The organism is Ancylobacter aquaticus, from assembly GCF_004339465.1.
In the GTDB taxonomy this organism is placed as follows: Bacteria; Pseudomonadota; Alphaproteobacteria; order Rhizobiales; family Xanthobacteraceae; genus Ancylobacter; species Ancylobacter aquaticus.
In genome coordinates, this window is sequence record NZ_SMFY01000002.1 from 208,195 (window position 1) to 219,284 (window position 11,090).

At 66.2% G+C, this 11,090-nt stretch carries 13 protein-coding genes; 2 read left to right on the forward strand and 11 right to left on the reverse strand.

Features of this window, described 5'->3' with window-relative positions; all coding sequences use genetic code 11:
• Positions 1-56 precede the first annotated feature (56 nt).
• The 8 genes from EV667_RS10475 to EV667_RS10510 all read right to left on the reverse strand — a co-directional run bounded on the left by EV667_RS10475 (position 57) and on the right by EV667_RS10510 (position 6,923).
• Positions 57-1,091, reverse strand: a complete 1,035-nt coding sequence (locus EV667_RS10475; RefSeq protein ID WP_131835301.1) for an ABC transporter substrate-binding protein — start codon at positions 1,089-1,091, stop codon at positions 57-59.
• Positions 1,092-1,117: 26 nt separating this feature from the next.
• A complete protein-coding gene (locus EV667_RS10480) occupies positions 1,118-1,921 on the reverse strand; it encodes an ABC transporter permease (RefSeq protein ID WP_165901595.1) in 804 nt (267 codons plus the stop codon).
• On the reverse strand, positions 1,914-2,837 hold the full coding sequence (locus EV667_RS10485; protein WP_131835303.1) for an ABC transporter permease: 924 nt from the start codon (positions 2,835-2,837) through the stop codon (positions 1,914-1,916). Before EV667_RS10485 ends, EV667_RS10480 begins: the two co-directional genes overlap by 8 nt.
• Positions 2,838-2,840: 3 nt before the next feature.
• A complete protein-coding gene (locus EV667_RS10490; protein WP_131835304.1) occupies positions 2,841-3,971 on the reverse strand; it encodes an ABC transporter ATP-binding protein in 1,131 nt (376 codons plus the stop codon).
• A gap of 121 nt (positions 3,972-4,092) precedes the next feature.
• Positions 4,093-5,559, reverse strand: coding sequence for an amidase (locus tag EV667_RS10495; RefSeq protein ID WP_131835305.1), 1,467 nt, complete (start codon positions 5,557-5,559; stop codon positions 4,093-4,095).
• 79 nt (positions 5,560-5,638) lie between these two features.
• Positions 5,639-6,091 (reverse strand): cache domain-containing protein, encoded by a 453-nt coding sequence (locus EV667_RS10500; protein ID WP_131835306.1) that lies wholly within the window; start codon positions 6,089-6,091, stop codon positions 5,639-5,641.
• Between the two features lie 93 nt (positions 6,092-6,184).
• Entirely contained in the window at positions 6,185-6,502 is a 318-nt protein-coding gene (locus EV667_RS10505; protein ID WP_245516101.1) for a hypothetical protein, read from the reverse strand.
• 145 nt (positions 6,503-6,647) lie between these two features.
• Positions 6,648-6,923, reverse strand: a complete 276-nt coding sequence (locus tag EV667_RS10510) for a hypothetical protein (protein ID WP_131835307.1) — start codon at positions 6,921-6,923, stop codon at positions 6,648-6,650.
• A gap of 280 nt (positions 6,924-7,203) precedes the next feature.
• On the opposite strand from EV667_RS10510, the gene EV667_RS10515 reads away from it, so the two are divergent.
• Entirely contained in the window at positions 7,204-7,923 is a 720-nt protein-coding gene (locus EV667_RS10515) for a response regulator (RefSeq protein ID WP_131835308.1), read from the forward strand.
• Positions 7,920-9,452 (forward strand): HAMP domain-containing sensor histidine kinase, encoded by a 1,533-nt coding sequence (locus EV667_RS10520; RefSeq protein WP_131835309.1) that lies wholly within the window; start codon positions 7,920-7,922, stop codon positions 9,450-9,452. The genes EV667_RS10515 and EV667_RS10520 overlap by 4 nt, the downstream gene beginning before the upstream one ends.
• Positions 9,453-9,484: 32 nt before the next feature.
• Here the strand turns inward: EV667_RS10520 and soxA are convergent, their stop codons facing one another.
• The 3 genes from soxA to EV667_RS10535 are packed head-to-tail and all read right to left on the reverse strand — an operon-like array spanning position 9,485 to position 11,075.
• Positions 9,485-10,261 carry a sulfur oxidation c-type cytochrome SoxA gene (gene soxA / locus EV667_RS10525; RefSeq protein WP_131835310.1) on the reverse strand — a complete coding sequence of 259 codons (777 nt, stop codon included), beginning with the start codon at positions 10,259-10,261 and terminating at the stop codon, positions 9,485-9,487.
• Positions 10,261-10,581: a thiosulfate oxidation carrier complex protein SoxZ gene (gene soxZ / locus EV667_RS10530; RefSeq protein ID WP_131835311.1), complete on the reverse strand. Its 321-nt coding sequence runs from the start codon at positions 10,579-10,581 to the stop codon at positions 10,261-10,263. Before soxZ ends, soxA begins: the two co-directional genes overlap by 1 nt.
• The gene (locus EV667_RS10535) at positions 10,578-11,075 is read right to left on the reverse strand and encodes a SoxY-related AACIE arm protein (protein WP_131835312.1); all 498 of its coding nucleotides are present in this window, start codon (positions 11,073-11,075) and stop codon (positions 10,578-10,580) included. Before EV667_RS10535 ends, soxZ begins: the two co-directional genes overlap by 4 nt.
• Positions 11,076-11,090 lie beyond the last annotated feature (15 nt).

Genomic DNA, 11,090 nt, shown 5'->3' on the forward strand with positions numbered 1-11,090 from the left:
CCGCGCAAAAAAGGGGAGGGCCGTTTGGCCCTCCCCTCATGCGAGGACAGCCGCCATCACTTGTTGATGTCGGTCCAGATGCGGGCATAGAGCTGGGAAACTTCCGGCGAGCAGGTTTCCAGGAACTGGCCGGCCTTCTCGAATTCCGCCGGCACGTTCAGCTCGGGGGCGCCCTTCATGTCGGCGGGGAAGAAGGCTTCCGAGCCCTTGATGCCGTTGGCATATTTGGCGAAAGCCGAAATCAGCGCCGCGTTCTCCGGCTCCATGATGAAGTTCATGAACGCCTTGGCATTCTCGACATTCTTGGCGTCTTTCAGGATGGTCACGCTGTCCATGAACACCGGATAACCCTCTTTCGGGTAGCCGAAGGCGATGTCCGGGTTCTTCAGCCGCGCGCGCAGGATGGCGCCGTTCCAGTAATATACCGCCGCATAGTCGCCCGAGGGCAGCTTCTCGGTGACGGAATAATCCATGGCCAGCCATTTCGGCTTGGCCTCCAGCAGCTTGTCGCGCACCTGCTTCAGCAGCGCCTTATCCGTGGTGCACCACTCGCCGCCGAGATAGCGGATGGTGGCGAACAGCACGTCGTTCATTTCCGGCTCGACATTGATCTTGCCGACCAGTTCCTTCGGCGGGTCCAGGAAGATCGCCGAGGTGTTGATGTCGCCGCTGTACACCTTCGTGTTGATGCCGATGCCGCTCACGCCCCACTGCCACGGCACCGAATAGTGCCGGCCCGGGTCCCAGGGGACGTTCACCCAGCGCTCGTCCATATTCTTGAAGTTGGGCATCTGGTCGGGCCGGGCCTCCAGAAGTAGGCCTTCCTTGATCCAGATCGGGATGTAGTTGGCGGACGGCACCACGATGTCGAAGCCATGGCCGCCGGCCCGCACCTTGGCGAGCGCGGTGTCGTTGGAATCATAGTCGGTGACCGTCACCTTGACCTTGTGCGTCTCCTCGAACTTCTTGATCAACTCAGGGCTCGTGTAGTCGCCCCAATTGTAAATGTTGAGCTGCCCCTCGGCGCAGGCCGCGCCCGCGCTTACGAACAGGGCAAGCGCCGCCCCGAGCGTCGTCGATTTCAAAGTCATGGTCCCACTCCGTCCGGTCTGTTGGTTCAGGCTTCTTTGCGGTTGATGAAGAAGAATATCGTCACCAGCACCACCGAAAGCGCCAGGAAGGCGGCGGCGATGGCGTTGATCTCGGGGGTCACGGCGCGGCGCAACTGGCCCAGCATGTAGGTCGGCAGGGTGTCCTGCCCGCCCGACTTTACGAATTCGGAGATCACCACGTCGTCCAGCGAGATGACGAAGGCCAGCATGAAGCCGGCGATGATGCCCGGCCGCAGCAGCGGCAGCGTCACCCGGCGGAACACCTGCCAGGGCGGGGCGTAGAGGTCCGCCGCCGCGCGCTCCAGCGACTGGTCCATCCCCTCCAGCCGGGCGCGGATCGGCAGATAGGCGAAGGGGATGCAGAATGCGGTGTGCGCCAGAATGAGGTAGCCGAGGCCCGAATAGCCGGTCCACACCTTCACCCGCGCGAACACGATCAGCAGCGCCACGGCGGTGACGATTTCCGGCACCATCAGGGGCAGGTTGATGAAGGCGTATTTGAAGCCGAGGCCGGGATAGGGTGGGGTGCGAGTGGTGGCGATCGCCGCCATGGTCGCGGCAATAGTCGCCATGGTGGCCGCGCTCGCCGCTATGATGAGCGAGCGCCACGCCGCGTCCTGCACCGCCTGATTCTGTGCGGCGGCGGCGAACCAGTGCAGCGAGAACCCGCCCCAGGAAGACAGCGAGTCGCTGGCGTTGAAGGCGTAGACGACCAGAGTGACTATCGGCAGATAGAGCAGCGCGAAGGTGAACAGCGCGATGGTGCCAAATCCAGGCTGGGAGCGGATATCGAAGCGCGCTCTAGCCATGGCCACCTCCCGCGCGCGACGCATTGCGGACGTAGAACAGCATGGCCACCATCACCAGCGCCATTAGCGTGATTGACAGCGCCGCACCCAGCGGCCAGTTGCGACCGGCGCCGAATTGCAACTCGATGAGGTTGCCAAGCATCAGATTCTTACCGCCGCCCAGCACGCGCGGAATGACATAGGCGCCAAGCGAGGGGATGAAGACGAGGATCGAGCCGGCGACGATGCCCGGCTTCACCAGCGGAATGATGATGCGCCGCAGAACGGCGAGCCGGCCGGCATAGAGGTCGTACCCCGCCTCGACCAGCCGGAAGTCCAGTTTTTCCAAGCTGGCATAGAGCGGCAGCACCATCAGCGGCAGATAGACATAGACCATGCCGAACAGGATCGCCCAGTCGGTGTACATGATCGGCAGCGGCTCGTTGATGACCCCAAGCCACATCAGCAGGGTGTTGAGCACGCCTTCATTGCGGATCACCTGCTGCATCGCGAAGGTGCGGATCAGCAGGTTGGTCCAGAACGGAATCGTCACCAGGAACACCCAGACCTCGCGGGTGTGGCGCGGCCGCGTGGCGATGAAATAGGCGGTCGGGAAACCCAGCGCCAAGGTCAGCACCGTCGTGATCACCGACAGGCGCAGCGAGCGCCAGAGGATCGACAGATGGGCGTCGGCGAGGGTGAGTGTGTCGTCGAAGATGTCGCGCTGGAGAAAGACCGAGAACCAGCCGTCGAGCGAGAACTCGCCCGGCTTCACGTCGCCATAATCGCCCTTGGCCATGAAGGAATAGGCCAGCATCACCAGGAGCGGCCCGATGGCGGCGATGAAGATGATGAGCAGCGCCGGCGTCGACAGCAGCCAGCGCGCGCGGATCTTCCCCTGTTGATCCCGGCGTGCGTTCTCGGCAGCGCTGGCCATGGGTCAATCCCGCAGCACTTGCGCGGCATCTGGCGCAATCACGATGCCGACACGCTCGCCAACGGTAACGCCACAGGACTGGCTGCGCGAATTCTGCTGGCGCACCATGAAGGTAAAGCCTTCGTCCAGTCGCACATGGATGTGGGTGTCGGTGCCGAAATAGACCACATTCTCGACGGTGCCGGACAGTTGGCCGGACGGTTGATCCGCCGTCGGCCCGCCCGCCGGAACCACCCGTGCGTGCTCGGGCCGCACGACCAGCGTCGCCGCACCTGAAGGCACATAGCCTTCGGCGAGGGTAGCGGACATCTCGACCCCCGAGGGTAGCCGCACCCGCGCGATGCCGGCCTCGATGCCGAGCAAGGTCGTGGCAAGGAAATTGGTCTCGCCGATAAAGTCGGCGACGAAACGCTCGGCCGGCTTGTCGTAAATGTCCCAGGGCGTGCCGATCTGCAGCACCTTGCCCTTCGACATCACGGCGATGCGGTCGGACATCGTCAGGGCTTCTTCCTGGTCGTGGGTGACGAAGATGAAGGTGATGCCGGTCTCGCTCTGCATGCGCTTGAGCTCGATCTGCATTTCCTTGCGCAGCTTGTAGTCGAGCGCCGACAGCGGCTCGTCCAGCAGCAGCACCTTGGGGGCCGGGGCGAGGGCGCGGGCGAGCGCGACGCGCTGGCCCTGCCCGCCGGAAATCTGGTCGGTGCGCCGCTGCGCCAACTCCTCCATATGGACGAGCTTCAGCATCTCGGCGACACGCGCGGCGATCTCCGCTTTCGGCCGGCCCAGCATCTGAAGGCCGAACGCCACGTTCTCCCAGACGGTGAGGTGCGGGAACAGCGCATAGCTCTGGAAGACGGTGTTGATGGGTCGCTTGAAGGGCGGCAGGCCGGCGATGTCCTCGCCATGCAGCCGAATGGAGCCCTCGGTGGGATACTCAAATCCCGCGATCATCCGCAGCAGCGTGGTCTTTCCGCAACCGGAAGGCCCCAGCAACGTGAAGAATTCCTTCTCGCGAATGGCAACGGAGACATCGTCGAGCGCGCGCAAGGCATTGGGACCCTCACCAAACTGCTTGACGATACCCCTGCATTCGACAGCGATGCGGGTGTCCGGTACAGCGGCAGGCTCCGGCATTATTCACCCGTTGCTAGATCCGTACGCCTACGAAGGCGGCGAACACAACGCTTGCGGCGTTGTGTTTCAGTAGCCTATGTGAGCCCCCATCATCCGGCAAGCCGGGCGGCGCCGAATGTGATCAAATTTTTGGCCGGTCCGGATTGCGGGCAATCGGCGGGCGGCGCCCGGCCCAGGGCGCGGCTTCCTCGATGCGCGCACACAGCCCGAGAAGCGCCTCGTCACGGCCGAAGGCGGCAGCGAGATGGATGCCGACGGGAAGGCCATCCGGCGTCCAGTGCAGCGGCAGCGAGGCGGCCGGCTGCCCGGAGGCGTTGAAGGCGGCGGTGAAGGGCGAATAGGCGAACACCCCGTCCGGTCCCATCCGGTAGTCGAGGTAGTCGCGGCCGACATGGTCGAAGCGCCCCAGAAGCGCCGGCGGCTCGGCGAGCGTGGCGGTGAGAAGGATATCGGCACGCTCGAAGAACGCCGCCATCTCCCGCCCATAGGCATGCATCTTGTTGACGGCTTCCAGATAGTCGGCACCGCTGACCGTGCGGGCATAGTCGAGGGCGGAGCGGGCGACGCTCTCGATTTCGCCGTCGCCCAGCGGCCGGCCGCGCCGGCGCACCGCGGTCTCGATGGTCAAAGCCGTGCCGCAGCCGACAATCTTCGTCCAGGCAGCCATCATGCCTGCCGTGTCGGCGTCCGGGCGCGCCTCCACCAAGCGGTGGCCGAGACCCTCCAGCAGCCGCGCCGCCGATTCCACCGCCGCCCGGCATTCGGGCGCGATCGGCTCTCCGGTGAGAGTGGTCGTGGTGAAGGCGATGGTGAGCGGGCCGTCCCGCCGGGCCAGCGCTGCGCCGAACGAGGCCTCCAGCGGCGGGGCGGCATAGGGGGCGCCGAGGTCAGGGCCTTGCGTCGCGTCGAGCAGAACGGCCGTGTCGCGCACCGAACGGGTCAGAAAGCCGTCAATCGCCATGCCGGCCCAGCCCTCGCCGACATAAGGCCCGTCGGGGGTGCGGGCGCGGGTGGCCTTGAAGCCGAACAGGCCGCAGGACGAGGCCGGAATCCGCACCGAGCCACCGCCATCCGAGCCGTGCGCGGCCGGCAGGATGCCCGCTGCGACGGCCGCTGCGGCGCCACCGGACGAGCCGCCGGGCGTGTGGGCGAGGCTCCAGGGGTTGCGCGTCGGCCCGCCATAGACCGCCGCCTCGGTGGTCGGGCCGACGCCGCCCTCCGGCGAGGTGGTGCGGCCGAAAGTGACGAGGCCCGCCGCCTTGAGCCGGGCATAGATCGCCGAATCCTTGGCGTAGTGGGTGTTGGCGAACAGGCGCGAGCCATTATTGGTGGGAAAGTCGATGGCCTCGGCGCCGAGGTCCTTGAGGAGGAAGGGCACACCCTTCAGCGGCCCGTCGGGCAGGCCCTGCGCGATCAGACGGCGCGCTACATCCTCCTGCAGCATGGTTACGGCGTTGATCTCAGGATTGAGTGCCGCGACGCGCCGCAGCGCCTCGTCGAGCAATTCTCCGGGGCTCACGTCCCCCTTCGCCACATGGCCGGCAAGGGCGACGGCGTCGCTCACGTCGTAAAGCTCGCTGAGACTCATGAGGCGCTGTCCGCTACCACGGGGGCAGGAATGTATCGCCTCCTAGCCGCACGGGATGCAAGGGCCGCCTGGCGGCCGGCTACTTGTAATAGCCGACGCCGCAGACCAGATCGCCGATCCGCGTCACATAGCTCTCTTTTGGCACCGGCTGGCCACCGCCGGGGCGTGGCACGGCGTAGGAGACGGCATGAACCTCTCCTTCCCTGGCATGGCTGAGCATTTCCTTGCCGAACTCCTTGCCGCTGGGGTCCTTCTCGTCGTTGAGATTGGCGCCCAGCATACCGGGACGGGCATGGGCAACGGTGACGCCGTCGAGCTTGTTGCAGAACACATAGAGGTCGCGGTCGCGAAAGCCGTCCAGCCCGGCGTTGAAGGCCGCCAGCGCGCGGGCTTGGTCGGCCTTCACGGCAATGACGGCGCGCTCCAGCATCGACCGGGCTTCATCAGCCGTCCCCGAGGCCTTGGCCATCGTGCCATGGGCACCGAGCAGGGCGAAGGACAGCATTATCGCCGGAAATGAGGTGCGAAACATCGGTGGATCCCCTGCGTCACACCTCAAGTCTAAACCACCTTCCACCGGGTTTCATCACTCTTCGACGAGGGAAAATGCCGTCAGAAAATTCGACTAAAGGCGATTTGTTACCGGCTTCGGCACGCGGTCATCGCTGAAGGCGCGCCCCGGCGCCTCAGCCAATGGTGGCGGGGAGGGTCTGGCAAGCCGCTCGCGATAGGCCGGCAGCACCTGCAGGGCGAACGCAACCAGCCGCCCCTCGTCCCTCTCGCCAAGACTGATCGCCTCCATCAGGGCGGAGGCGAGTCGCGTCCGCATGGCCTCGTCGACCCCGTCGCGATTCAGCCTTGCGGCGGCCTCCTGGGCCTGGGCGATACATCGGTCGAGGAGACGAACGGTTTCCGGATCAAGGCGAACGTAACGCGACGACATACTCATTCCCCATGCGGCCAATTTCGGCCCGCGCCGGAGATGTAGGAACGTGCGACTCCGAGGCAAGGGGGAGAGAAGGCGTCGCACGCGCGAAGGGGCGCGGACCTTGCGTCCCGCGCCCCTGCTCTCACAGGCGAGGAAGCTCTCAGCGCGTGGAGCGCGCATTCTGCTCGATCTGGCGCTGGATGTAGGGCTCGACATTCTGGGTCGAGGGCTGCTGGATATAGGTGTTGCGGCCCTCGATCACCGGCGCGCCGGCACCGCCATTGGCCCGCGCCTCGCTGGCGCTGCGGACGGCGGCGTCATAGCCGGCCTTCTCCACCGGGTCCCGTCCTTCGGCCAGCGCGGTGTTGACGAGGCCAGCGGCGGAAAGGGAAAGGACGGCGGCGGTGAGGGTCATCTTCCAGTTGATCGCGGTCATAATGGTCTCTCCTGTTGGGTAATCTCCTGTTCCGACAATTCGGTGCGCAGGAGAATGTATATAGATTGAACGAGTATTTGCGGTTACTCGGGTGTCTGACGCGGCGTCGGCTTGCCGTCGTCCGATGGAGCCAACATAGGGGGGAGTTGTCGCAAAACTTCTTCGAGAAAGGGCGGCAATTGTCTCTGCCTGTCGCAGCAGATTGGCCCAATACGCTTTGTTACAATTTTTCCCAGCGCGAAAAGGGTGATGGCGGTATGTAAAAGGCGGGAGCTTTCGCATGGACGCCGTACCGCACATCGCCATCGTCGACGACCATCGCGACATTCGCGATCTGGTCGGCAAATATCTGCATCGGCACGGCTACCGCACGTCGCTGGCCGAGAGCGCCGCCGCCTTCCGTCGCCTGCTGGAGCGCAACGCCTTCGATCTCGTGGTGCTCGACGTGATGATGCCGGGCGAGGACGGACTCTCGCTCTGCCGGTACCTGCGCGAATCCACCAGCCTGCCCGTCATCATGCTCACTGCGATGGCGGAGGAGACGGACCGCATCGTCGGGCTGGAACTGGGCGCCGACGACTATCTCTCCAAGCCGTTCAACCCGCGCGAACTGCTCGCCCGCATCAAGGCGGTGCTGCGGCGGGTGCAGAGCCTGCCGCCGCAGCGCGGCCAGCTTAAGGCCAAGGAACTGCGCTTCGACCGCTGGGCGCTCAATGTCGGGCGGCGCGAGCTGATCGACCAGGACGGGCTGACCGTGCCGCTAAGCACGGCCGAGTTCCGGCTGCTGAGCGTGTTCCTCGACCATGCCGGGCTGGTGCTGAGCCGCGACCAGTTGCTCGACCTCACGGTAGGGCGCAGCGCCGAGCCGTTCGACCGCGCGATCGACAACCAAGTGAGCCGGTTGCGCAAGAAGATCGAAACCGACCCCAAATCGCCGGCATTGATCAAGACGCATTGGGGCGGCGGCTACAGCTTCTCGTCGGAGGTGGAAGGCCAATGATCGGGGTATGGAACCGCAGCCTGACGGCTCGCTTCGTCGCCGTGATGCTTCTGGCGCTCGCGGTGTCGCAGGGCATCAGCTTCCTGCTGTTCACCGACGAGATGGGCGGCGTGCTGCTGCGCGCGGCCAAGGTCGAGTTCCTCAGCCGGAGCGCATCGGTCGCGCAGGTGCTCGAAACCACCCCGCCCAACGTGCAGCACGACATCCTGCAAGCCAGCGGCACCAGCTATACGCGCTTCTGGGTGACGCCGAATTTCCCCGGCGACGTCGAGAGCTGGCGGCAGGACGCCAAGGGCCGGCTCGCCGAGCCCCTGCCGACTCTGGCCAATCTGGCGGGTACCGAACAGGGGGTGAGGGAGACGACGGCAGACCCGGTGCCCGCACCGCAGCCGGCGAGCATCACCGTCGCCGCGCCGGTGCCCTCGAGCGGCGCGCCCTATTCCACATGGCTCGACCTGCCGGCGCATGCCTGGCCGCTCTCGCGGGCAGCCAAGTTCATGTATTGGGGCGATGCCACCGGCATGGGTCTCGCCGTGCAGCTGAAGGACGGGTCCTGGCTGAACAGCGCCTTCTCCAAGAAGATGGCGAACAGCATGCTCTCCGCCCGCTCGTTGATTTCGCTGGGGGTGACGGCCTTCATCTTGTCGCTATGCGCGGCCTTCATCGCCCGCACCATGACCAAGCCGATGCGGCGCCTCGCGGCGGCGGCCGAGGCGCTGGGCCGGGGCGAGAGCGTCGCGCCTTTGCTGGAAAAGGGGCCCGACGACCTCCGCCACACGGCAGCGGCATTCAACCTCATGCAGTCGCGGCTGCAGCGCTTTGTCGAGGACCGCACCCGCATGCTGGCGGCGATCGGGCATGACCTGCGCACGCCGATCACCTCGCTGCGGCTGCGAGCGGAGTTCGTCTCCGACGACGAGACCCGCGAGAAGATGTTCGACACGCTGGACGAGCTGCGCGCCATGACTGAGGCGACGCTGGCCTTCTCGCGCGAGCAGGCGACCGAGGAGGTCACGCGCAATGTCGACCTCACCGCGCTGGTGGGCAGCCTGTGCGACGACCTCGTCGAGCTGGGCTACGAGATCTCCTGCGTCGAGGGGCCGAAGATCAGCTATCGCTGCCGGCCGGACGCGCTGAAGCGCGCGGTGCGCAATCTGGTGGAGAACGCGGTGCGCTATGGCGAGCGTGCCCGTGTCGCGTTGCGCGCGACACCTCAGGCGATCGAGATCGTGATCGAGGACGACGGGCCGGGGATCCCCTCCGACATCGCCGAGAAGGTCTTCGAGCCGTTCTTCCGCATGGAGCGCTCGCGCAACCGCGAGACGGGGGGCATCGGCCTCGGCTTGTCGATCTCGCGCAACATGGTGCGCCATCATGGCGGCGACATCACCCTCACCAATACCGGGCAGGGGCTGCGCGCCACCATCAGCCTGCCGCATGCCCAGAGTCCCGGCCCGGAAGCGAAAGGGCCGGTGCGCGCCCGGCGCCGGGCCGGTCTTCCCATCGGCGCTCGGACTCCGGCGGAGTGAGCTGCACCTGCACCTGAGCCTGTGGCGGGCGTTTACGGGCGCACGCCCGGCGTCTCGATTGCCATGCCGGCGGCGCGTTGCATGAGGTAGAGCTCCAGCGCGATGAACTCCTCGGAGCCCGAGGCAAAGGGTTCCGCGCGCACCCCGATCATGCAGTTGCGCATGCGGCGCTGGAGAGAGCCGATGCTCTGCCATTCCAGACGATACAGGGGATAGCCGGTCGGGTGCGCCTGCGTGACCGCGCTGCCGGCGAGACGCTGGTTCCAGTTGTCGTCGTGACAGTTGGCGCAGGAAAGGTCGAGCTGGCCCATGCGGGTGGTGAAGAGCTGCCGGCCGGTCTCGCGATAGGGGTCGAGGCGGGGCTCCTCCGGCGGCGCGACCGGCAGGCCGCGTGACTGGTGCGCCACGAAGGTGGTGATCGCCAGCAGCGCGTCGCTCTCGCGCGCCAGTGCCGGTGCCCCCTGCCGCTCCGTGCGGCACTGACTGATGCGTCCCGTGAGGTCGATGGGTTTTCCGGAAGCGGCATCGAGCGCGGGATAGCGCGCGGCGGTACCACGCATGCTTGCCACCGCCTCTCCATGGCAGCCGGCGCAGGACCGGCCGGACCGACCCGCCTTCTCGCCCCATAGGCCGGCGCCCTGAAGCACCCAGAGCATGCCGGGATTGCTGGTATCGTCCGCCTGCATCGCCTGCGTCTCCGGCGCCATGAAGGCGCTTCCCGAACGCCGCTCGCCGGGGGCGATGTCGCCCGCCGACGCGGCGCCGGCCAGCAGCGCCAGGGCGATCAGGCTCGCGGCCGGCCGGCGCATCAGCTCACCACGATCTCGGCGCTTGCGGTCTCGGTCTGCCCCGTGTCATCGGTCCACGCGAAACTGACCGTCCCGCTCTCCGCCGCGATGAGGCTGAACGACACGAAGGGATTGGCGGACATAGCCGGGAAGAACTCGGCCGCGAACACCTCATCGCCGCCATAGGTGCATACGAGGCGGGTGATGATGTGCCGGGGAATTTCGGCGCCGTTGGGACCCATGCGGTACCCGGTTTCCATCGGATGGGCGATCATCGCCCTTATGTCGACGATCTCGCCACGACGGGCGGTCTTGGGCACGCTGACGAGGGCGCGGGTCATGACAGGTCCTCGATGCAGGCGGCCAGGGTGACGATGACATTCGCCTCACTCGACCAGTAGGTGCCGTCGCTGAACTCGGCGACGGCGAGCACGGTCTGCGAGGTCGCCAGCCTGATGCGGGTGGCGATGCGCGCCCGGCCATTGTATGGGCCGAGTTGGAAGATCGCCACATCCGCCTGCGGATTCTTCTCGTTGAACAGCCCGATGCGGCGCACGTGAGAGGCCTCGCTCATCGGGCTCTCGACATCGACGGTGACGCCGACCGCATTGCCATTCTCCACCAGTGGCGGCACGGTGAGCTTGACGCGTCCTGCCTGCACAGGCACGGCGCCGGTGAAGCCCGCGACCGCCTCCTCAAGCGAAGGACGCGCCAGCGCCCGAAAAGGCAGCGCCATCACGAGAATGCCGACGCCCCCGGCCAGCACGGCGCGCCGGCCGAGAGAGGGGCTGACGGCGGGTTCGCGTCTGGCGGAAAATCCGGTGGGCTCCGTCATGGGCTCACTCCTTCC

Excerpts from the sequence above, each read along its gene's own strand:
- EV667_RS10475 (WP_131835301.1), bottom strand. The coding sequence starts at position 1,091 with ATGACTTTGAAATCGACGACGCTCGGGGCGGCGCTTGCCCTGTTCGTA.
- EV667_RS10480 (WP_165901595.1), bottom strand. The coding sequence starts at position 1,921 with ATGGCTAGAGCGCGCTTCGATATCCGCTCCCAGCCTGGATTTGGCACC.
- EV667_RS10485 (WP_131835303.1), bottom strand. The coding sequence starts at position 2,837 with ATGGCCAGCGCTGCCGAGAACGCACGCCGGGATCAACAGGGGAAGATC.
- EV667_RS10490 (WP_131835304.1), bottom strand. The coding sequence starts at position 3,971 with ATGCCGGAGCCTGCCGCTGTACCGGACACCCGCATCGCTGTCGAATGC.
- EV667_RS10495 (WP_131835305.1), bottom strand. The coding sequence starts at position 5,559 with ATGAGTCTCAGCGAGCTTTACGACGTGAGCGACGCCGTCGCCCTTGCC.
- EV667_RS10500 (WP_131835306.1), bottom strand. The coding sequence starts at position 6,091 with ATGTTTCGCACCTCATTTCCGGCGATAATGCTGTCCTTCGCCCTGCTC.
- EV667_RS10505 (WP_245516101.1), bottom strand. The coding sequence starts at position 6,502 with ATGTCGTCGCGTTACGTTCGCCTTGATCCGGAAACCGTTCGTCTCCTC.
- EV667_RS10510 (WP_131835307.1), bottom strand. The coding sequence starts at position 6,923 with ATGACCGCGATCAACTGGAAGATGACCCTCACCGCCGCCGTCCTTTCC.
- EV667_RS10515 (WP_131835308.1), top strand. The coding sequence starts at position 7,204 with ATGGACGCCGTACCGCACATCGCCATCGTCGACGACCATCGCGACATT.
- EV667_RS10520 (WP_131835309.1), top strand. The coding sequence starts at position 7,920 with ATGATCGGGGTATGGAACCGCAGCCTGACGGCTCGCTTCGTCGCCGTG.
- soxA (WP_131835310.1), bottom strand. The coding sequence starts at position 10,261 with ATGCGCCGGCCGGCCGCGAGCCTGATCGCCCTGGCGCTGCTGGCCGGC.
- soxZ (WP_131835311.1), bottom strand. The coding sequence starts at position 10,581 with ATGACCCGCGCCCTCGTCAGCGTGCCCAAGACCGCCCGTCGTGGCGAG.
- EV667_RS10535 (WP_131835312.1), bottom strand. The coding sequence starts at position 11,075 with ATGACGGAGCCCACCGGATTTTCCGCCAGACGCGAACCCGCCGTCAGC.